Annotated in this window: 20 protein-coding genes; 11 read left to right on the forward strand and 9 right to left on the reverse strand. The window is 62.0% G+C overall.

From position 1 onward, the window contains the following. Window positions 1-232 precede the first annotated feature (232 nt). Window positions 233-1,405: an MFS transporter gene (locus WIR04_RS13370; protein ID WP_338887553.1), complete on the forward strand. Its 1,173-nt coding sequence runs from the start codon at window positions 233-235 to the stop codon at window positions 1,403-1,405. A 64-nt stretch (window positions 1,406-1,469) separates the two neighbouring features. Here WIR04_RS13370 and cydX read toward each other — a convergent pair whose 3' ends face one another. Genes cydX through WIR04_RS13385 form a run of 3 tightly spaced genes read right to left on the reverse strand, consistent with a single transcriptional unit; the run spans window position 1,470 to window position 4,306 of the window. Beyond that, a complete protein-coding gene (cydX, locus tag WIR04_RS13375) occupies window positions 1,470-1,583 on the reverse strand; it encodes a cytochrome bd-I oxidase subunit CydX (RefSeq protein ID WP_025326454.1) in 114 nt (37 codons plus the stop codon). A gap of 24 nt (window positions 1,584-1,607) precedes the next feature. Further along, window positions 1,608-2,735, reverse strand: a complete 1,128-nt coding sequence (gene cydB, locus WIR04_RS13380) for a cytochrome d ubiquinol oxidase subunit II (RefSeq protein WP_338887555.1) — start codon at window positions 2,733-2,735, stop codon at window positions 1,608-1,610. After that, window positions 2,735-4,306 (reverse strand): cytochrome ubiquinol oxidase subunit I, encoded by a 1,572-nt coding sequence (locus WIR04_RS13385; protein WP_338887557.1) that lies wholly within the window; start codon window positions 4,304-4,306, stop codon window positions 2,735-2,737. Before WIR04_RS13385 ends, cydB begins: the two co-directional genes overlap by 1 nt. Before the next feature lie 120 nt (window positions 4,307-4,426). Between WIR04_RS13385 and WIR04_RS13390 the strand changes: the two genes are divergently transcribed. Beyond that, window positions 4,427-5,845 (forward strand): PLP-dependent aminotransferase family protein, encoded by a 1,419-nt coding sequence (locus tag WIR04_RS13390; RefSeq protein ID WP_338887559.1) that lies wholly within the window; start codon window positions 4,427-4,429, stop codon window positions 5,843-5,845. Window positions 5,846-5,899: 54 nt separating this feature from the next. Here the strand turns inward: WIR04_RS13390 and WIR04_RS13395 are convergent, their stop codons facing one another. Together WIR04_RS13395 and WIR04_RS13400 are read right to left on the reverse strand one after the other, a co-directional pair. Next, window positions 5,900-6,358, reverse strand: coding sequence for a GNAT family N-acetyltransferase (locus WIR04_RS13395; RefSeq protein WP_338887561.1), 459 nt, complete (start codon window positions 6,356-6,358; stop codon window positions 5,900-5,902). 185 nt (window positions 6,359-6,543) lie between these two features. After that, on the reverse strand, window positions 6,544-7,197 hold the full coding sequence (locus WIR04_RS13400) for a tellurite resistance TerB family protein (RefSeq protein ID WP_338887563.1): 654 nt from the start codon (window positions 7,195-7,197) through the stop codon (window positions 6,544-6,546). A 221-nt stretch (window positions 7,198-7,418) separates the two neighbouring features. Here WIR04_RS13400 and WIR04_RS13405 point away from each other — a divergent pair, with 221 nt between their 5' ends. The 4 genes from WIR04_RS13405 (at window position 7,419) to WIR04_RS13420 (ending at window position 8,969) form a co-directional block, all read left to right on the forward strand. Continuing rightward, window positions 7,419-7,718, forward strand: coding sequence for a hypothetical protein (locus WIR04_RS13405; RefSeq protein WP_338892573.1), 300 nt, complete (start codon window positions 7,419-7,421; stop codon window positions 7,716-7,718). Between the two features lie 14 nt (window positions 7,719-7,732). Further along, complete coding sequence (locus tag WIR04_RS13410) at window positions 7,733-8,203, forward strand: acyl-CoA thioesterase (RefSeq protein ID WP_338887565.1); 471 nt, start codon at window positions 7,733-7,735, stop codon at window positions 8,201-8,203. Window positions 8,204-8,290: 87 nt separating this feature from the next. Continuing rightward, complete coding sequence (rsmS, locus tag WIR04_RS13415) at window positions 8,291-8,446, forward strand: pleiotropic regulatory protein RsmS (protein ID WP_111912584.1); 156 nt, start codon at window positions 8,291-8,293, stop codon at window positions 8,444-8,446. A gap of 55 nt (window positions 8,447-8,501) precedes the next feature. Next, window positions 8,502-8,969, forward strand: coding sequence for a GyrI-like domain-containing protein (locus tag WIR04_RS13420; RefSeq protein ID WP_338887570.1), 468 nt, complete (start codon window positions 8,502-8,504; stop codon window positions 8,967-8,969). Between the two features lie 21 nt (window positions 8,970-8,990). Here WIR04_RS13420 and WIR04_RS13425 read toward each other — a convergent pair whose 3' ends face one another. Beyond that, a complete protein-coding gene (locus tag WIR04_RS13425; protein WP_338892575.1) occupies window positions 8,991-9,833 on the reverse strand; it encodes a LysR family transcriptional regulator in 843 nt (280 codons plus the stop codon). A 124-nt stretch (window positions 9,834-9,957) separates the two neighbouring features. On the opposite strand from WIR04_RS13425, the gene WIR04_RS13430 reads away from it, so the two are divergent. Beyond that, window positions 9,958-10,461: a nucleoside deaminase gene (locus WIR04_RS13430; RefSeq protein ID WP_338887572.1), complete on the forward strand. Its 504-nt coding sequence runs from the start codon at window positions 9,958-9,960 to the stop codon at window positions 10,459-10,461. Then, a complete protein-coding gene (locus tag WIR04_RS13435) occupies window positions 10,454-11,704 on the forward strand; it encodes a cyanate transporter (protein ID WP_338887573.1) in 1,251 nt (416 codons plus the stop codon). Before WIR04_RS13430 ends, WIR04_RS13435 begins: the two co-directional genes overlap by 8 nt. Before the next feature lie 43 nt (window positions 11,705-11,747). Here WIR04_RS13435 and rluF read toward each other — a convergent pair whose 3' ends face one another. Then, window positions 11,748-12,758, reverse strand: coding sequence for a 23S rRNA pseudouridine(2604) synthase RluF (gene rluF, locus WIR04_RS13440; RefSeq protein WP_338887575.1), 1,011 nt, complete (start codon window positions 12,756-12,758; stop codon window positions 11,748-11,750). 632 nt (window positions 12,759-13,390) lie between these two features. On the opposite strand from rluF, the gene gdhA reads away from it, so the two are divergent. Beyond that, the gene (gene gdhA / locus WIR04_RS13445; protein WP_338887577.1) at window positions 13,391-14,737 is read left to right on the forward strand and encodes an NADP-specific glutamate dehydrogenase; all 1,347 of its coding nucleotides are present in this window, start codon (window positions 13,391-13,393) and stop codon (window positions 14,735-14,737) included. Between the two features lie 186 nt (window positions 14,738-14,923). Beyond that, the gene (locus tag WIR04_RS13450) at window positions 14,924-15,139 is read left to right on the forward strand and encodes a DUF3955 domain-containing protein (protein WP_338887579.1); all 216 of its coding nucleotides are present in this window, start codon (window positions 14,924-14,926) and stop codon (window positions 15,137-15,139) included. 13 nt (window positions 15,140-15,152) lie between these two features. On the opposite strand, the gene WIR04_RS13455 is transcribed toward WIR04_RS13450, so the two are convergent. Next, window positions 15,153-15,521 carry a VOC family protein gene (locus tag WIR04_RS13455; RefSeq protein WP_307764993.1) on the reverse strand — a complete coding sequence of 123 codons (369 nt, stop codon included), beginning with the start codon at window positions 15,519-15,521 and terminating at the stop codon, window positions 15,153-15,155. Window positions 15,522-15,636: 115 nt separating this feature from the next. Beyond that, window positions 15,637-16,104, reverse strand: a complete 468-nt coding sequence (locus WIR04_RS13460) for a hypothetical protein (protein ID WP_338892577.1) — start codon at window positions 16,102-16,104, stop codon at window positions 15,637-15,639. Between the two features lie 152 nt (window positions 16,105-16,256). Here WIR04_RS13460 and WIR04_RS13465 point away from each other — a divergent pair, with 152 nt between their 5' ends. Next, window positions 16,257-19,403, forward strand: a complete 3,147-nt coding sequence (locus WIR04_RS13465) for a DUF3427 domain-containing protein (RefSeq protein WP_338887582.1) — start codon at window positions 16,257-16,259, stop codon at window positions 19,401-19,403. Window positions 19,404-19,419: the final 16 nt, after the last annotated feature.

The raw sequence follows: 19,419 nt of genomic DNA on the forward strand, positions 1-19,419 counted from the left end.
TCCTAGCTCGGTCTGTACGCCTTGCTTCTACGCGCTTTGCCTCTGCACTCAACTCGCGCTGTACGGCCCGCTCTTGTCTGCGCAGCCTCAGCCACTCCCACTGCCCCATTCCACGGCTCCATTGCTGCTGATTTGGCAAAAGTAATTTGACGTTGCCGTCATTTTTGCCAACAAAGCTCATCGGCATACTGGCGCCATTCTCCCGTCGGGAGCCACCATCCAAGGAGTTTGTATGCCACTGGCGTTATTTGCCCTCACCCTGAGTGCCTTTGCGATCGGCACCACCGAATTTGTGATCGTGGGGCTCATTCCCACCATAGCCGAGCAGCTTCAGGTCTCGCTCCCCTCGGCGGGCCTGCTGGTCAGCCTCTACGCCCTGGGTGTGGCCATCGGCGCCCCCGTACTGACGGCGCTCACCGGCAAGCTGCCGCGCAAGTGGCTGCTGGTAGGGTTGATGGCGCTCTTCACCGCCGGCAACCTGCTGGCCTGGCAGGCACCGGGCTACGAGAGCCTGATCGTCGCCCGCATCCTCACCGGCCTGGCCCACGGGGTCTTCTTCTCGGTGGGCTCGACCATCGCCACGGGTCTGGTGGCCAAAGAGAAGGCGGCGAGCGCCATCGCCATCATGTTCAGCGGCCTCACAGTCGCCCTGGTGACAGGCGTGCCGCTCGGCACCTGGATTGGTCAGCAGTTCGGCTGGCGCGAGACCTTCCTGGTGGTGAGCCTGCTCGGGATCATCGCCATGTTGGGCAGCCTGCTGCTGATCCCAAGCAACCTGCCAAAAGGCACGGCCTCCAGTATTCGTGGACAGCTCTCGGTGCTGACCCACAAGCCCTTGCTGATGGTCTACGCCAAGACGGCCCTGGGTTACGGCGGCGCCTTCACCGCCTTTACCTTCCTCGCCCCCATCTTGCAACAGGTGAGCGGCTTCGGTGCCAATGCGGTGAGCCTGATCCTGCTGGTGTACGGGGTCTCGGTGGCCGTCGGCAATATCTGGGGCGGCAAGCTGGCGGACAAGATGGGCCCGCTGCCCGCCCTGAAGCTGATGTTTGGCGGTCTGGCACTCATCCTGCTGATGCTCACCTTCACCGCGCCCCATCCGGTGCTGGCGGTGCTCACCGTGCTGGTGTGGGGCGCCTTTGCGTTTGGCAACGTGCCGGGACTGCAGGTGCTGGTGGTGAAACAGGCCGAGCGCCATACCCCGAACGCCGTGGACGTGGCCTCCGGCCTCAACATCGCCGCCTTTAACGTCGGCATCGCCTTGGGCTCTGTCGTTGGCGGTTTTGTGGTGGAGCACCTGGGGTTGATGCACACCCCCTGGATCGGGGCCCTCATAGTGCTGCTGGCCTATGGCCTCACCCATGCAAGCGAGAAGCGCGAAGCCAGACTGGCCCTGGCAATCTAATCCGCCGCGCAAAAAAACAAAAAGGCCGACACCTGGTGTCGGCCTTTCTCGTTTTCAGGGGGGATCAAGGTTCCTTGAGATCCTCATCCGCGGCCCAGCGCGCCTCCAGCCAGAGCAGATTGACCAGGCCGCACAGCAGCGCAAACCCCAGCCCCAGTATCCAGGTGAAATACCACATATCGAAGACTCCTCAATTCCGGTGTTAGTAGAGGCTATGGCCCTGCTCGCGCACCTGCTCGGTACTCATCTTGCCCCGCGCCACCCAGTAGACCCAGAGGGTGTAGCCAATGTTGATGGGCATCAGCACCGCGACTATGCCCAGCATGATGAAGAGGGTGCCCTCGCTGGAGGTGCCGTCCCACAGGGTCAGGCTGCTCGACGGATCCAGGGACGAGGGCAGCACGAACGGGAACAGGGCGATGGCGATGGTCAGCATCATGGCGGCGCAGGCACCACCGCTGGCAAGGATAGCCAGCCGCGCCCGGCCAAGGGCGCTTGCCAGCGTGCTCAAGAGCGGCAGCAAGAGGCCGAGGGCCGGCACCGCCCAGAGCACTGGGTGCGCCACGAAGTTGCCAAGCCAGCCATCCGGCGCCGTCGTCACCTCTTTCATCAGGGGCGTCAGGGCGCTGTTGAGATCGCCAATCTCGGCTATCCGGTAACCACGCATCTGGCTGAGCCAGAGGCCGCCGAGGGCAAACAGAGCACTCGCCAGGGGCCCGAGCCAGAGGCTGTGGCGGGCGCAGCGTTGTGCTATCACCCCTTGGGTCTTGCACTGCAGGAAGCTGCTGCCGTGCAACATCAGCAGGGCCAGCGCCGTGCCCATGCAGGTGAAGAGCAGCGGCCAGTTGAAATCGAAGGCGCCATAGTGGATGCGAAGGGCCGAGTCGAAACGAAACGGCAAGCCTTGCAGCAGGAAGCCGAGGGTAGCGCCAAACACCAGGGTCGGCAGCAGGGCCCCCATCACCAGGGCCCTGTCCCACCAGCGGCGCCACGCAGGGTCCGGCAGCTTGCTGCGATAGTCAAAACCGACCGGACGCAGGAAGAGGCCGAACAGCAGGAACATGAAAGGCACATAGAGCGCCGAGAAGGAGGCGGCATAGACCAGGGGCCAGGCGGCGAACAGGGTGCCGGCACCGGCGATGAGCCACACCTGGTTACCCTCCCACACGGGCCCCACGCTGTTGAGCAGCACCCGCCGCTCCTCGTCATTCTTGGCCACCACGGGCAACAGCATGCCGACCCCGAGATCGAAGCCGTCCATCACCACGAAGCCGATGAGCAGGAACAGCACCAGCCCCCACCAGACGAGTTTCAGGGTTTCGTAATCCATCAGACAGGACTCCCGTTTTTCAACACTTCACCTTGATAACGACCCGTCTGCAGGCTGGCGGGCCCTTTGCGGATCACGTGACGCAACAAGAACAGCTCCACCACCAGCAACGTGCTGTAGATGAGGAAGATGGAGATGAGGCTGAACCAGAGTTGGCCCGGTTGCAGCAAGGAGACCGACGCCGACACCGGCAGCACGTCGCTGATGGTCCAGGGCTGGCGGCCGAACTCGGCCACGAACCAGCCCGCCTCTATGGCAATCCAGGGCAGCGGTATGCTCCAGAACAGGGCTTTGAGCAGTCGGGTCGATTGCACCAGCCGGCCCCGGCACAGTTGCAGGAAGGCGGCACCAAAGAGCAGCAGCAACACCACCCCTATGCCCACCATCAGCCTGAAGCTCCAGAACAGCGGCGCCACCTGGGGGATGGAGTCGTCCACCGCCTTAGCAATGGCCGCCTCGTCCGCCTTGCCAATCGCCTTGGCGTAGGGGGTGAGCAAGAGGCCGTAGCCGAGATCGGCGCGGTGGCGCTCGAAGGTGGCACGAGCCTCGGCATTGCTACCATCCGCTCGCAGGGCTTCCAGGGCGTCGTGGGCCAACATGCCGCTGCGAATGCGCACCTCGTGCTCGGCCTTGAGATCTTTAAGGCCTGTCACCTGCTCATCCAGGGAGCGGGTGGCGATGATGCCCATCAGATAGGGGATCTTGACCGCGGCGTGGGTAGTCTCGGCGCGCTGATCCGGCAGGCCGAACAGGGTGAAGGAGGCCGGCGCTGGCTCGGTATGCCACTCCGCCTCGATGGCGGCGAGCTTGACCTTCTGCACCTCGCCGGTGCGATAGCCCGACTCGTCACCCAGTACGATGACCGAGAGGATGGCGGCGAGACCAAAGCCCGAGGCGATGGCGAAGGATCGCAGGGCGAAGCGCACCTCCATGCGGCGCAGCAGATACCAGCTGCTCACCCCCATTACGAACAGGGAGGCGGCCACATAACCCGCCGCCACTGTGTGGACGAACTTGACCTGGGCAACCGGGTTGAAGATCACCGCCGCCACGTCCACCAGCTCCATGCGCATCGTCATGGGGTTGAACTCGGCGCCGACCGGGTTCTGCATCCAGCCGTTGGCGATGAGGATCCAGAGGGCGGAGAGGTTGGAGCCGAGCGCCACCAACGCCGTCACCAGCAGGTGCTGGCCCCGGGAGAGCTTGTCCCAGCCGAAGAAGAAGAGGCCGACCAGGGTGGATTCCAGGAAGAAGGCCATCAGCCCCTCCACCGCCAGCGGAGTGCCGAAGATGTCGCCGACATAGTGGGAGTAGTAGGCCCAGTTGGTCCCGAACTGGAACTCCAGGGTGATCCCCGTAGTGACCCCCATGACGAAGTTGATGCCAAACAGCTTGCCCCAGAAGCGGGTGATGTCCTTGTAGATCACCTTGCCGGTCATCACGTAGGCGGATTCGGCGATCACCAGGATCCAGGACAGCCCCAGGGTGAGGGGCACAAACAGAAAGTGGAACATCGCCGTCGCGCCGAACTGTATTCGGGAGAGGCTGACCACATCATCCAGGCTTATCATGCATGACTCTCTATGTTGCATTTAACAGACAGGTTTTCGCCTGTTAAGTACAACACGTGCCATGACACCTATAACAGATGCAGTTATAGTGAAATTCACCTATAACAGTTAGGACGCACCATGTCCCGTTACGGTCAGCTGGCTGCCTTGTTGCAGCAGCAGATAGAGAGCGGCCTCTGGCAGCCGGGGGAGCGCATCCCCTCCATCCGCCAGAGCTGCAAGACCCATGACCTCAGCCCCATGACGGTGCTGCAGGCCTACCAGTTGCTCGAGAGCCGCGGCCTCATCCTGGCCAGGCCTCAGTCCGGCTACTACGTCAAGGCCGCCACCTCCCCGCTGCAGGCGAGCGCGGCCCAGCAGGCCCACTACAGCGGCTCGGTGGACATCAACGATCTGGTGTTCGAGGTGTTGCAGGCGAGCAAGTCCCGGGAGCTGGTGCCGCTGGGGCTCGCGGTGGCGGATCCCGCCCTCTTCCCCCATCCCCAGCTCGGCCGGGCACTGGCGAGCTGCATGCGCCGCCTCGACCCCTTCAGCACTGTGGCAGATCTCCCCCCAGGCAACGAGGCGCTGCGCCGCGCCATCGCCCAGCGTTACGCCAGCGACGGCCTGGCGGTGGACCCCCAGGAGATCATCATCACCACCGGCGCCATGGAGGCCCTCTCCCTCAGCCTGCAGGTGCTGACCGAACCCGGGGACTGGGTGGTGGTGGAGTCCCCCACCTTCTACGGCGCCCTGCAGGCCATAGAGCGCTTGCAGCTCAAGGTGGTGGAAATACCGGTGATCCCCGGGGTGGGCATCGATCTTGCCCTGCTCACCGAGGCCCTGGCCCAGCGTCCCATCAAGGCGTGCTGGCTGATGGGCAACGTCCAGCACCCCCTCGGCCACACCATGCCGGATGGCCACAAGCAGGGGCTGATGGCGCTGCTCAACGCCCATGAGGTGCCCCTGGTGGAGGACGACGTCTACGCCGAACTCTACTTTGGCCGCGAGCGGCCAAGACCCATCAAGTATTGGGATGCCCGGGGCGACAGCCTGCTGTGCGGCTCCTGGACCAAGTGTCTGGCGCCGGGCTTTCGGGTCGGCTGGGTAGTGGCGGGACCCCATGCCGAGCGCATCCAGCGGCTGCAACTGATGTCGACCCTCTCCACCAATGTGCCGAGCCAGCTGGCACTCGCCGACATGCTGCGCCAGGGCGGGGTGGATGCCCACTTTCGCCGCCTGCGCCACACCCTGGCCCAGCGCCAGCAACAGATGCGGGCGGCCCTGCTGCGCCTCTTCCAGGACGAGGTGCGCATCTCGACCCCGAATGGCGGCTACTTCCTCTGGCTGACATTCGACGAGCGCCTCGACAGCCGGGCACTCTATGCCCAGGCGCTGGCCAGCGGTTTCTCACTGGCCCCCGGGGCCCTGTTCTCGAGCCAGGGCCAGCACAACCACTGCCTGCGCCTCAACAGCGCCCATCCCTGGAGCCCGGCGCTGGAGGCCACCCTCACCCGGCTGGCGGCCCTGGTCCACCAGCAGCTCGTGCCCCATCAATAGACCACCAACGACAAGGCCCCATGACGGGGCCTTGTTTATTCACCGGACATCGGGCTATCTGGCGTACGTTTCAGACTGCCGGGTAAAGCCAAGGGATTCGTAAAGCGACCTGGCCCTGTCATTGAATGACATGACTTCCAGCTTGAGCTGGCTGGCATCATGGGCCTTGGCCCAGCCATCACAATGGGCGATCAGCGCCTTGCCGATGCCACGGGATCTGTGGTGCTCATCCACTACCACTGTCGTGATGCGGCAGACGGGCAGCTTGGTAAGAAACGGAATGCTGTCATTGATGTCGAGCCGGGCGCTCAAGAAACCCACCACCAATCCCTCCACCAGGGCGACACAAAACAGCCGCCCCTCCCGTTGGATGGCGTCCAGCAGAAATGCCCGCTGCTGTGAAGAGGGAGGGCAGAACACTTCGGGAGCCTGCTCGAAGTGGATCTGCCCTATCTGCCGATCCAGTTCGACGATGGCGTCGAGATCCAGCTCGGTTGCCTTGCGTATTTCCAATGGGTGCTCCTTGCCTGTGGCTGATGACCTCACCCCAGTGGCCTGGGGAAAAACCCATCATAGGAGGTGCCGGCACCAAGTTGAAGCGCCGAATGTATCCCCTTGTGGCAGAGGTTCACCCGGGTGACACCAACAACAAGGCCCCATCACGGGGCCTTGTGGACAATCCTGATGGCAATGGGGGCTCAACCCGGCGCGCCCAGCTGGGCCACCTGGCGCTCTATGCTGGTTTTCAGGTTGTCATCGAGCTTGAGGGCACGGGCCAGCTCGTCGAGATAGCCGCGCTCCATGAAGTGATCCACCTCGACGGCGAGCAGGGAGGCGAGATAGACCTCGGTGGCCTGCTCCATGTCGGTCACCTCCCGGGCCAGGGCCTGGGGATCCAGCGGGCGGGCCAGCTCGGCGTCAATCCAGCGGGCGGCATCGGGTTGGCCCTGCTCGGTCAGGTACTGCTGGATCTTCTGGCGCTCGTTGCCGTCGATGTGGCCGTCGGCCCGGGCCGCCGCCACCATGGCGCGCACCAGCAAGCTGGCGCGGGCATCCAGTTCGGCGCCCGCCAGCTCGTTGAGGGGATGGGGCGTGCCGGCCGCTGGCGCACTCTGGTTCTGCTGCCAGTCCTGATAGAGCTTGTAGGCCAGCCCGCCGAGGGCGGCCGCCCCGCCCACCGCCGCCACCTTGGTGCCGTACTTGCGCATCTTCTTGTTGCCAAGCAGCAGCGCCATGGCCCCGGCGGCCAGCCCCCCCTGGGCCATGCCCTTCATCTGGGCCTTGCGACTGTCACCGCCATCGTTGAGCCAGCCCTTGCCAGCTCCCATCAATTGCTCCAGCATCTGTTTCATGGGGCCTCCTCATTTGCATGAGCTGCCATGCTGGGCCGCCGCCGCTGAACTCAAGGTGAATGGATGTCACTACCCCGCCTGTTGCTGCTGACCCTGCTCATGGCCGGGATCATCTGGTTGGATGAGTCCTGGTCGCTGCGGTTGTTATTGTCATCACTGGGCATTCTGGGGGGCATAACCCTGGTCATAACAGGACGCCCCCCACAAGGAGACAAAGCATGATGAAGATGGTCATATTGCTGCTCGGTGGCACCCTCTCCAGTGGCCTGCTCGCCATAGAACAGGATCGGGAAACCCATCAGGCCGGGCTGGATCGGGCCTGTTCCAACGCCCAGCAACTGCTGATCGTGCAGGGTCGACAGCAGCGCATCGACGCCTGCATCAAGGAGGGGGGGAAAACGACCCGCTGCCAGCAGGAGTTTGCCAGCTTCGGCCAGCGCGAGGGCAACAAGCGCCCCGATTTTTCCAAGGTACCCGCCTGCCAGCAGGCCGAGGCCTACCGCAAGAGTGACCGGCAATGAACCGAGGAGACAATATGACCCCACCCCACGAGCTGACCCTGCAATTTCTCGCCGAACCCGCCGACGTCAACTTCGGTGGCAAGGTCCATGGCGGCATGGTGATGAAGTGGATCGATCAGGCCGGCTACGCCTGCGCCGCCGGCTGGTGTGGCGGCTATGCCGTCACCGTCTATGTGGGGGGCATCCGCTTTTTGCGCCCCATCCAGATAGGCCAGCTGGTGGAGGTGCACGCCAGGGTGATCCACACGGGCACCACCAGCATGCACCTGGCGGTGGATGTCTACAGCCGCCACCCCACTGATCCCCAGCGCCACAAGACCACCCACTGCATCATCATCTTCGTGGCCATGGACGAGCACGGCAAGCCGAGCCCTGTGCCCCAATGGCAGCCGGTGAGCGAGCAGGATCTGAGCTTGCAGCAGTACGCCAAAAAACTGATGGCCCTGCGCGAAGAGCTCGACAAGGAGATGCGCCAGCACATGTGAGGCCCTTCAAGCCCCGGGCAACCGGGGCGTGTCTTCACGGCCCGCGGCGGTATAATGGCGCCCACTCTGCCCCCATGAGAAACCAAGATGTCACTGGAAAATGCACCGCCCGAGGTCAAACTCGCGGTGGATCTGATAGAACTGCTGGAAACCAACCAGATTGCCCCTGATCTCGCCCTGGCGGCGCTCGCCATCGTCCGCCGGGACTATGAGCGCAAGCTCGAGGAAGGCCGGGCGCACTGACGCTTTGCTCTCGACCCTCTCCCTTCACCCCTTCCCTTCCCACCCAGGAGGCGCTATGTCAGAACCCGTTCGCTTCGAAACCGGCAAGGCCATGCTGCTTGGCGGCCTGCGCCGCCATCACAGCTTCCAGCACGGCGACTTCGGTGGCCAGTGGCGCGACTTCAGCGCCCTTGGCCCCCTGCCGGGTCAGCTGGGGGAGCACGCCTACGGTGTCATCTGCGCCGCCACCGCCACCGAGTGCGAATATATGTGCGCGGTAGAAGTCGCGGCGCTGGAGGTCTTGCCCAAAACCCTGGGCCGGATGCGGATCGCCCCCCAGACCTATGCGGTCTTTCGCCATCTGGGCCATGTCGATGCCCTGCCCCAGACCTGGCAGGCCGCCCTCGACTGGCTGGCTCGGTCCAGCTGGGAATCCGCCAACAAGCCGGATTTTGAGCGCTACGGCGACGCCTTTGACCCGGATAGCGGCAGCGGCGAGGTGGAAGTCTGGCTCGCCGTGGTGCCGAAGCAATCCCTGGCCTGAGGCCTCGGGCCAGGCTTGTACCTACCTGGGCCCCATCACCTCGTCACAGAGCGCGATCAGGGCCTCGCACAGCCGGCTGAGGGGCTCACTCTCCCCGGCCCCTAGGTGCAGGGCCAGCTCCACCGAGCGCACCGCCGGCCAGTCCACCAGCGCCACCTGATCGGGCTGCAGCAAGCGGGCGGGCAGCAGGCTCACCCCTATGCCCGCGCTCACCGCCCCCTGCAGGCTGGCGAGGCTGGCACTGACGTAGGCGATGCGCCAGGGGATCCCCCTGGCATCCATGGCCTCGGTGATCTGGCGCCGATAGAGGCCTTCGCTCGGAAACACCACCAGGGGAACCGGCTCCCGCTGGCTGGCTGGCCAGTCGCGGCTGTCGACCCAGGCCAGCGGCTCGCGCCAGCGGGCGATGGGCTCCCCCTGCCCCCGCCCCTGCTTGATCAGCGCCAGATCCAGCTCCCCCCCTTCGAAGGCCTGCCACAGGGCGTGGCTAAGTCCGCTTTGCACCTCCAGCCTCACCTCGGGGTATTGCCGGGCAAAAGCCGCCAGCACCGCCGTCATGGCGCCGGCGGCGAAATCCTCGGGCACCCCGAGGCGCAGGGGGTGACTGGCCTCGCTCACCCGCTCCCCCGCCCGGGCCAGCAGCCCCAGGATGCGGCGCGCCAGCCCCAGCAGCTTCTCCCCCTGGGCCGTGGTCACCACCTGGCGGCCGGATCTGTCGAGCAGCGGGCAACCGAGCTGCTGCTCGAGGCGGCGCATCTGCTGGCTGATGGTGGACTGGGTCAGGTGCATCCGCTCGCCGGCACGGGTGAAACTGCCGGTCTCGACGATGGCGACAAAGCTCTGCAGCAGGTGGGGATCCAGCAAGGGTCGCTCCATGGGGGGATTCTCCATTTATAAAATCACTGAAAGTCATTTTATCATTTAATTTCCAAATGACTTGCGGGCCCGTTAGGCTGCCGTCACCCCCCTCTTTTCCCAGGATGATCCCATGTCACAGCCTCCCCAGTCCGGTGCCCGCCCGGTGAACGCCCTCAGTGCCGTCTCGGCCCCCAGCCATCAGGCATGGCTGGAGCAGACCCTGCAGCTGGCCCTGACCCACCGCCAGCAGGGGGGCCGCCCCTTCGCCGCCCTCTTGGTGCGAGACAACCAGCTGGTGGCAAGCGCCGTCAACCGCATGCTGGAAGCGGGGGATCCCAGCCGTCACGCCGAGCTGGAGGCGCTGCGGGAGGGGAGCCGCAAGGGCCCGCTTGCGGGAGCCATCGTCTATGCCAGCGGCCACCCCTGCCCCATGTGCCTCTGCGCCCTGGTGATGAACGGCATCAGCGCCGTCTACTACGCCTTCGACAACGAAGACGCGGCCCCCTTCGGCTTTGACAGCAGCGCGGCCTACGCGGCGCTGCGCCTGCCGCTCTGCCCGCCGCCCCTGCCCCTCGTCAAGTTGCCAAGCCCCATACCGGCCGCCGCCCTCTACGGCCCCCAGTCCCATGGTTAAGCGCCTGCTCCCCTCCGGCAGCGGCGCCCTGCTGGTGCTGGTGGTGCTGATTGGCATCAACCTGCGCCCCTTCCTCACCGCCATAGGCCCCCTGGCGGGGCAGATAGACGCCCAGCTGGGCCTCGGCATGGACAGGCTGGCCTGGGTCACCCTGCTGCCGCTGCTGCTGATCGGGGTCGGTGTCTTGCTCACCCCGGCCCTGCTCGACAAGGCCGGGCCGCGCCCCTTGCTCGGGGCGGCCCTGTTGCTACTGACGCTGGGCAGCGCCCTGCGCCTCGATCTGTCCAGCGGCACCCTGCTCATCGCCAGCGCCGCCCTGTGCGGGCTGGGGTCGGCCCTGGTGCAGGGGACACTGCCCGGCCTCATCAAGGGGGCCTTTGCGGGCAAGGTGCCCCTGGTGATGGGGATCTTCTCGGCCTGCATGATGGGGGGCGGGGCGCTCGGCGCCGTGCTCACCCCCAGGGTCGCCCTCCACCTCGACTGGTCCCAGGCGCTGGCCCTCTGGAGCCTGCCGGTGCTGCTGGCCCTGCTCTGGCTCGGCTGGCGGGTGCGCCTGCCCGCCGCCGCGCCGCACTCCCCCGAATCAGGGGAGCAGCGGCTGATCGCGCTGCCCCGCGCCTGGCTGCTGATCGCCTGCTTTGGCATCATCAACAGCGGCTACGGCATCGTCGTGGCCTGGCTGGCCCCCGCCTACCTTGCGCTGGGTTGGAGCCCCCAGCAGGGGGGCGAGCTGGTGGCCTGGCTGGCCCTGGCCCAGACCGCCAGCGGCCTGGGTCTGCCGCTGCTGGCGGCCCGCAAGCTTGACCGCCGCCCCTGGATGGGGCTGGCCATTGTGATGCAGGTGGCGGGCTTTGGCGGCCTCTGGCTCGCCCCGGAGGCCGCCCCCATCCTCTGGTGCCTGCTGTGCGGCGCAGGCCTTGGCGGCAGCTTCTCCCTCATCATGGTGATGGCGCTGGATCACCTGCCAGACCCCAGACGCGCCGGTAGCCTGAGCGCCCTGATGCAGGGATTTGGCTTCATACTGGCGGCCACAGGCCCCTGGGTGGCGGCCCGCCTGCACCACCTGAGCGGTGACTTCGCCAGCGCCTGGCAGTGGCAGCTCGGCGGTTTGGTGCTGATGAGCCTGATGGTGCTACGCCTGGATCCGCGCCACTACGCTCGCGTGATGGGGGCCAGGGCGTTGGAGCAGCCCGCCCCTCTCACCCAAAGGGCCCAGACGGCACAAAGCGATACACCGGCCTAGGGCCGGTGTATCGGGAGCACATCAGAGGGCGATGAGGGGCGCACTAGCGCCCCTTCTTCTGCCGTCCGGCCTGGGGGGAGCGCGGTTTGCCCGCAGCCGGTTTGCCACCCTTGGCCGGAGCGCCCTTGCCAGCAGCGCCTTTACCGGCCGCGACCTTGCCTGCACCGCCCTTGCCCGCAGGGCTCTTCTTCTCGAAGGCCTCCGGGCCCGGCACATTGGGGCGCCCGCCAATCTCGTGATCGTCGTCCCGGCGCGGCTTCTTGCCCTGGGCCGGTTTGGCGGTTTGCGCCGCCGGGGTCTTGGGTTTCTCCCCCTTGGCCGGTTTTACCTCGGAGGAGGAGTCTTCAATGAGCTTGAACAGCTCGATCAGCTCGTCGTCGGTGAGATCGCGCCACTCCCCCACCGGCAGCCCCTTGAGGCTGACGTTCATGATGCGGATGCGCTCGAGCTTGGTCACCTCGAAGCCGAAGTGCTCGCACATGCGGCGGATCTGGCGGTTCAACCCCTGCACCAGGGTGATGCGGAACACGAAGGGGGCCTCTCGCTTCACCTTGCACTTCTTGGTGACGGCCCCGAGGATGGGCACCCCGGCCCCCATGCCCCGGATAAAGTCATCGGTCACCGGCTTGTCGACGGTCACCAGGTACTCTTTCTCGTGATCGTTGCCCGCCCGCAGTATCTTGTTCACCAGATCCCCGTGGTTGGTGAGGAAGATGAGCCCCTGGGAGTCCTTGTCGAGGCGGCCGATGGGGAAGATGCGGGTGCTGTGGTTGACGAAATCGACGATGTTGTCCTTCTCTCCCGCCTCTGTGGTGGAGACGATGCCCACCGGCTTGTTCAGCACGATGAAGACCAGGCTGTCGGCTTCGCGCGCCTCTATCACCTGACCGTTGACCTTGACCAGATCCCCGGCAAACACCTGATCGCCGATCCCGGCCCGCTTGCCGTTGATGTAGACATGGCCCTGCTCGATGAAGCGGTCGGCCTCGCGGCGGGAGCAGATGCCGCTCTCGCTGATGTATTTGTTCAGGCGCATGGATTCATCGGCCAGCATGGGTCACCTGCCAGATCGTGGAGTTCAGAAGAAGTGTCGGCTGAGTCAGCCGGGTCATGGTCGGGTTAGTCTGCATACGGTTCCATCTACAAAAAGAATCTACAAAAGCACCTGCAAAAAAGTCTCTTCAAAAGGGCAAGGCTGCCCTTTCATCAATAAACCCATCAAAAAACGCCGCTACAGTAGCATATTGCGCCATCCCTTGCCCCGCCCCGTGCACCGGATCCTGCTATCCGCCCCGAAGAGAACCGCCGCCCGGTGGATGCCGCCTCGCAGGTCAGCTTCCCTTTGTCCTTTCGCCCCTTCATCTTGCCCATGCTCCCCCCCTCCTCTCCCCTGCCCCGCCTGGAGCGACAGGCCCAGGGCCGCAGAGAGCGTCGAAGGATACCCATAGAGAGGGATGAACTAAAACTTGCTATTTATTGACCAAAAATGCATAAAAAGATTTTCGTCAGCGCGAATTATCACGCTCTTTTCGGCCATGTAGCGGTGTCATCGCTATCATTGTCGGCAATAGCCACCAAGAAACAAATTTTTATCCGTATTCACTTTCAACGTCGAATATAAAGCGGGGTGCGGCGCCGACCCTTCTCTGGCAAGAGGCCAATTTCCCTTTATTACAGGAGTTACAGATGAGTCATTCCCTCTCTCAGGAGGCATTCCTGGCCCAGGTGGCCAGCCGCAACCCCCACCAACCGGAGTTCATCCAGGCCGTGAGCGAGGTGGTCGCCTCCATCTGGCCCTATGTGGAACGTCACCCCCGCTACCTGCAACACGGCCTGCTGGAGCGGCTGGTGGAGCCGGAGCGCCTCATCCAGTTTCGGGTGAGCTGGGTGGATGACCAGGGTCAGGTGCAGGTCAACCGCGGCTACCGCATCCAGCACAACAGCGCCATAGGTCCCTTCAAGGGGGGCATGCGCTTCCACCCCTCGGTGGATCTCTCGGTGCTCAAGTTCCTCGCCTTCGAGCAGACCTTCAAGAACGCCCTCACCACCCTGCCCATGGGGGGCGGCAAGGGGGGGAGCGATTTCGATCCCAAGGGCAAGAGCGAGGGGGAAGTGATGCGCTTCTGCCAGGCGCTGATGCTGGAGCTCTATCGCCACCTGGGGGCCAATACCGACGTACCGGCCGGTGACATCGGGGTGGGCGGGCGCGAGGTGAGCTACATGGCGGGCATGATGAAGAAGCTCACCAACAGCGCCGAGTGCGTCTTCACCGGCAAGGGGCTCTCCTTTGGCGGCAGCCTGATCCGCCCGGAAGCCACCGGTTACGGCCTGCTCTACTTCGTAGAGGCCATGCTGGCCCACCGTGGCCAGTCCCTGGCCGGCATGCGGGTCTCGGTGTCGGGCTCGGGCAACGTCGCCCAATACGCCATCGAGAAGGCGATGGCCCTGGGCGCCTGTGTCATCAGCGCCTCCGACTCCGGTGGCACCGTCTACGATCCGGACGGCTTCACCCCCGAGAAGCTGGCCCGCTTGATGGAACTGAAAAACGAGCAGCGCAAGCGGGTGGCGGATTACGCCCATGAGCTGGGGCTGGAGTTCTTCACCGGTCGCACTCCCTGGCACCTGCAAGCGGACGTCGCCCTGCCCTGCGCCACCCAGAACGAGCTGGATGCAGAGGATGCCGCAGCCTTGGTCGCCAATGGGGTGCAACTGGTGGCCGAGGGGGCCAACATGCCCTCCAGCGCCGCCGCCATCAAGGTCTTCCACGAGGCGAGGGTGCTGTTCGCCCCGGGCAAGGCCGCCAACGCCGGTGGGGTCGCCACCTCGGGCCTGGAGATGAGCCAGAATGCCCAGCGCCTCTCCTGGACCCGGGAGGAGGTGGACGCCCGCCTCAAGGGGATCATGACCAGCATCCACGCCACCTGCGTCCGATTCGGACAAGATGGCGAGGGCCATGTGAACTACGAAAGCGGCGCCAATATCGCCGGCTTCGTCAAGGTGGCCGACGCCATGCTGGCGCAAGGGGTCTGCTAGTCACGCCCTTCCCCGTGACATCCCCCAAAGCAACAGGGCAGCCCATGGCTGCCCTGTTGTGTTATCTGCATCGAGGTGGCTTTCATCAGGGCAATCGCCGGTAGTGTGCCCCGGCGTCACTTCACGCTCACTTCACCCAGCCATGACATCCTCACCCCTCTTCCATAGGCGAACGAGGAGAACGAGATGACAACGACCATAGGCGCCCTTCTGCTCCTGGCCGGGCTCGGCTGCTTTGTGGCCTTCAACCTGCTTGGCACCACAGTGGATGCACAGGGATTCTTGCACGAGCCCTTTGCCCTGCTGCCCCTGGGCTATCTGCTGCTCTTCACCGGCATGGTGCTCAGCTTGCGCCCTCTACTGCGCAGGGCCCTCGCCAAAGGGGAGGACAACCGGCCATGATGCGTCGGGGGACTCAGCGATAGCGGCTGATCTCGATGAGGTTCTGATCCGGATCCAGGCAATAGACAGATTCGATGGGGCCGCAGGCGCCGCTCTTCGTCACGGGCCCCTCCACTATCTCGACCCCCTGGCTCTCGAGCTGGGCCATCACCTGATCCAGGGGCCAGCGGGTGATGAGGCAGAGATCCCCCGAACCTACCTGTGCCCGGTTGCGCGGCTCCTCCCCCAGCAGTTGCAGATTGATCTTCTGGTTGCCAAAACGCAGGGCCCGGCGCCCGGCCCCGAAGGTGATGGGCTCCATCTTGAAGGCGCGGCTGTAGAATCCCACCGCCCGCTCTATGTCGCTGACCGTCAATACCAGATGGTCGATATGGCTGATCATGCTTCCTCCCTGTGGTGGTGATTAGCGCCCCATCATAGCCAGCCCCCTTGGCAAAGACTGTGCCTTGGCGCACATCCATTATCCCTAAGCATTTCTTTTATCAGGGGAATACGCCTTATCGCACGGCGGCACAGGCCTTGTCGCGCTGGGCAAGCAGGGCTTCGTCTTCGCTCTCCATGGCCGCCAGAATGGCCTGATTGCAGGCTCGCTCCGCGAGCTTCGCCGGGCTCTGCCTGGCATCGGCGATCTCCGCAATCATGGGGCGATAGCCGATGGCGGCCGAGCAGTACATGGTGCGGTACTTTGGGAGCTGCCAGCTACTGTCATCCTGTCGCGATAACTCATCGCACAGCTTGCCAAACAGCGCCCTTGCCTTGACCGTACACTGGCTAAAGCGCCGCACATCCTGCTCATAGGGACGACAGACGCTGTTCTGTTTGATCTGCCAGAGCTGATAAGAGAAGGGGACTTGCTCCCCCTCATACTGCACCACCAGCGCCTTGACCTCGGTGCCATAGATATCCGTCACCTGCTGCTGCACCAAGTTGAGATAAGCCGAAAAAAGATAGGAAACCGGATCCATCACCACCTCCTTGTGGTTGGCTTTGCTGCTCTGCACCGCTAAAACCCTGATGGATTTTCAAACGAGTAACAGGCGGCAACAGCTTACTGATTTAGTTACGAAAAATGATACTCTTCCCACCATCCTCATGTACAAGCTCAAGGTCAATAGTGATGCAACAATGCGGTATTTATGAACAGCTCATTACTCAACTGCTGGCATCCCGACTCGACCGAGATCGCTTTTACGTAGGAGAGCGCCAGCTTGACCCCTCCGAAGCTGCCGTCTGGTTATCTCGATTTCTTAGCCACATTTTGGAATATGCGGTGGGCTCGGTAGCCGCTGGGGATGATCAACTACAACGGCAGATTGAACTGGCCAATCAATTACTACTCTGGTTGAAAGATCACATTCAAGACCCTGGCTTTGTTGAAGAAAACCTGATTAGCAGCCAAGGCAACATCCTCACCGCCCTCTATGCACTGGATAACCCCCTCTCCGCCAATTTAAAGCAATATGCTGAGGATATTTTTCCTCTGACTGGGCTGACCCAAAGTGAGTTGTTTTGCGGTAGCAATGCGGGCTTGTCGATGGAATCAGAGATTAAACGGGAAATATTATCTGCAGATAGCATCTGCTGGCTGGTCTCGTTTATCAAATGGGCAGGCATTCGTATTTTCCGCCATGAGCTGGAAGAATTTACCCGTAGTGGCCGCAAGTTAAAAGTCATCACCACCTCTTATATGGGGGCCACTGATGCCAAAGCAGTAGAGTTTTTAGCCAACCTACCTAATACCGAAGTCAAACTCAGCTATAACACTCAACGTGAGCGCTTGCATGCCAAGAGCTATCTCTTTTATCGCGAGACCGGCTTTCATACTGGTTATATAGGTTCCTCTAACCTCTCCCATTCAGCCCTCACCAGTGGATTAGAGTGGAACCTTAAAATCACCTCGCAAGAGATCCCCCATATCATTGAGAAATCCCTCAGTACCTTTGAAACCTATTGGGAATCCGATGATTTTGAGCTGTTTGATGGCAAGCTCGAAAGCCGAACAAAATTACAGCATGCTCTACAAGAAGCCCGTAGCGACGGTGACAAGCACAATCCTGCCCACTTCTTTGATATCACACCATTCCCTCATCAGCAGGAGATCCTTGAGCAACTGGCAATGGAGCGTTCTCTGCATCAACGCTTTCGTAACTTGATCGTTGCGGCAACCGGTACAGGCAAAACGCTGATCTCAGCCTTTGATTTTGCTCGTTTTCTGAAAATAAAACCCGATGCCAAGTTGCTGTTTGTCGCCCATAAAGAGGAGATCTTGCGCCAGGCACAGGCGGCTTACCGAGGAGTACTTAAACAGTCTCACTTTGGCGAGTTGATGGTTGGCGGTGTGACACCAAACCACTACAAGCAACTCTTTGCTTCAGTGCAGTCCTTGAATAATCAACTACCGAACTTGCGTCTTAGCCCTGATTACTTCGATTACATCGTTATCGATGAGGTTCACCATATTACGGCGGCCAGTTATCGTGGCTTGCTCGCCGCCTTTTCCCCTCACATTCTCTTGGGATTGACAGCCACTCCTGAGCGCCACGATGGCGGTGATATTCTCGCCGATTTTTGTGGCGTGATCGCAGCCGAAATCCGCCTACCAGAAGCCATCAATCGTCGCCATCTCTGTCCATTCCAATATTTTGGCATCGACGATGATACAGATTTACGCCAAGTCCCTTGGAAAAATGGCCGCTATGACATCACCGAGCTCACCAATATCTACACCCACAATCAGCAGCGGGTGCAGAAAATAGTCCAGAGCCTCGATGAGATCGTCACCGATATTACCAAGATCAAAGCACTGGCATTTTGCGTGAGCCGTGACCATGCCGACTTTATGTGTAAGGCCTTTTTACTCAAGGGCATCAAGGCGGACATTCTCACCAGCGATAACCGCGACGAGCGGCATAGTAAACAACAAGGTTTGCGCACTGGCGTTATCAACATTCTCTGCGTAGTGGACATTTTCAACGAAGGTGTCGATATTCCGGAAGTCGATACCTTGCTGTTTTTAAGACCAACGGAAAGCCTAACCATTTTCTTACAGCAATTAGGACGTGGCCTGCGACTGGCAAACGATAAAGAGTGCTGCACAGTGCTGGACTTTGTCGGCAATGCCCGTGCGGAATATGACTTTGCCCAAAAATTCCGAGCACTGGTTGGCAAAACCAATAAGGCGATTAGCCACGAAATCAAGCAGGGCTTCCCTCATGCCCCCTTGGGTTGTCGCATCGAGCTATCGAAGCAGACCCAAGAGTTGATACTGAATAATATCCGCCAAGCCACCCTTAATACGGCACGGTTGATTGGTCTGATCCGCCGTTTCTCACAGGATTGTGATTTGCCGCTGACCCTGGCGAACTTTTTGAGGTTTTACCCTCACATCACTCTTGGGGAGGTCTACAAACGCGGCAACTGGAGCGCATTGGTCAAGCAAGCACACAACTACACAGTTTCTGAGTTCACCGACGATAAGCTACACACCCTCTACACCCGTGCCATTAACACCCGCTTGCTCGGCTGTGATGCGCTCCATTACTTGCAATTTCTGCAAGAGCTGGCTGCAGGACACTTTTCCCCCCCTTCTGAACAAGATGAACGCATGGCCTTGATGTGCCATTACGACTTCTGGCAACAGAGCGGTCCCAAGGCGGGTTTCGCCACCCTGGCGCAGAGCCTTAAGCGGCTCGAACACCCGGAGCTCAGGGTTGAGCTGGCAGATCTGCTAGCCCTGTTGATCAACCGAGTGCAACACGAGCAATTAGCTATGCCTCATCTTCCCGGCAACCCGTTGCGACTGCATGCTCGTTATGCCAGAGAGCAGATTTTGGTGGGATTTGGCGCTACCCGTTTTGCTCAGCAGCCCTTAGCCCGTGAGGGTGTCTTCGTCATCGCAGAGCAAAATATCGAGTTGCTCTTTGTGACCTTGAACAAAACGGAGAAACACTTCTCCCCCACCACGCGCTACCACGATTACGCCATCAGCGAGTCGCTTTTCCATTGGCAGAGTCAAAACAGCGCTCGCCCCGATCGTGGCAAGGGTTTGAGTTACATCGAACAAAAGGAGAAGGGGAAGCGCCTGTTTTTGTTCGTCCGTGAGCAGAATAGAGATGAGTTTGGACGAACCCTCGGCTTCGTGAACTTTGGTGAAGTGGAGTACGTCTCCCACAGCGGCAGCCAACCGATGAACATTAAATGGCGTCTCACTACCCCGATGCCGCCCTTTATGTGGAAAGAAGCTGCCAAATTGGCGGTTGGTTGAACGACCAATCACAACA

This window comes from Aeromonas rivipollensis (assembly GCF_037811135.1).
Taxonomy (GTDB): Bacteria; Pseudomonadota; Gammaproteobacteria; order Enterobacterales; family Aeromonadaceae; genus Aeromonas; species Aeromonas rivipollensis.

Excerpts from the sequence above, each read along its gene's own strand:
- WIR04_RS13465 (WP_338887582.1), top strand. The coding sequence starts at position 16,257 with ATGCAACAATGCGGTATTTATGAACAGCTCATTACTCAACTGCTGGCA.
- WIR04_RS13385 (WP_338887557.1), bottom strand. The coding sequence starts at position 4,306 with ATGATAAGCCTGGATGATGTGGTCAGCCTCTCCCGAATACAGTTCGGC.
- WIR04_RS13420 (WP_338887570.1), top strand. The coding sequence starts at position 8,502 with ATGTCAGAACCCGTTCGCTTCGAAACCGGCAAGGCCATGCTGCTTGGC.
- WIR04_RS13435 (WP_338887573.1), top strand. The coding sequence starts at position 10,454 with ATGGTTAAGCGCCTGCTCCCCTCCGGCAGCGGCGCCCTGCTGGTGCTG.
- cydX (WP_025326454.1), bottom strand. The coding sequence starts at position 1,583 with ATGTGGTATTTCACCTGGATACTGGGGCTGGGGTTTGCGCTGCTGTGC.
- rluF (WP_338887575.1), bottom strand. The coding sequence starts at position 12,758 with ATGCTGGCCGATGAATCCATGCGCCTGAACAAATACATCAGCGAGAGC.
- WIR04_RS13460 (WP_338892577.1), bottom strand. The coding sequence starts at position 16,104 with ATGGATCCGGTTTCCTATCTTTTTTCGGCTTATCTCAACTTGGTGCAG.
- rsmS (WP_111912584.1), top strand. The coding sequence starts at position 8,291 with ATGTCACTGGAAAATGCACCGCCCGAGGTCAAACTCGCGGTGGATCTG.
- WIR04_RS13450 (WP_338887579.1), top strand. The coding sequence starts at position 14,924 with ATGACAACGACCATAGGCGCCCTTCTGCTCCTGGCCGGGCTCGGCTGC.
- WIR04_RS13410 (WP_338887565.1), top strand. The coding sequence starts at position 7,733 with ATGACCCCACCCCACGAGCTGACCCTGCAATTTCTCGCCGAACCCGCC.
- WIR04_RS13370 (WP_338887553.1), top strand. The coding sequence starts at position 233 with ATGCCACTGGCGTTATTTGCCCTCACCCTGAGTGCCTTTGCGATCGGC.
- WIR04_RS13430 (WP_338887572.1), top strand. The coding sequence starts at position 9,958 with ATGTCACAGCCTCCCCAGTCCGGTGCCCGCCCGGTGAACGCCCTCAGT.
- WIR04_RS13400 (WP_338887563.1), bottom strand. The coding sequence starts at position 7,197 with ATGAAACAGATGCTGGAGCAATTGATGGGAGCTGGCAAGGGCTGGCTC.
- WIR04_RS13390 (WP_338887559.1), top strand. The coding sequence starts at position 4,427 with ATGTCCCGTTACGGTCAGCTGGCTGCCTTGTTGCAGCAGCAGATAGAG.
- WIR04_RS13405 (WP_338892573.1), top strand. The coding sequence starts at position 7,419 with ATGAAGATGGTCATATTGCTGCTCGGTGGCACCCTCTCCAGTGGCCTG.
- WIR04_RS13455 (WP_307764993.1), bottom strand. The coding sequence starts at position 15,521 with ATGATCAGCCATATCGACCATCTGGTATTGACGGTCAGCGACATAGAG.
- gdhA (WP_338887577.1), top strand. The coding sequence starts at position 13,391 with ATGAGTCATTCCCTCTCTCAGGAGGCATTCCTGGCCCAGGTGGCCAGC.
- cydB (WP_338887555.1), bottom strand. The coding sequence starts at position 2,735 with ATGGATTACGAAACCCTGAAACTCGTCTGGTGGGGGCTGGTGCTGTTC.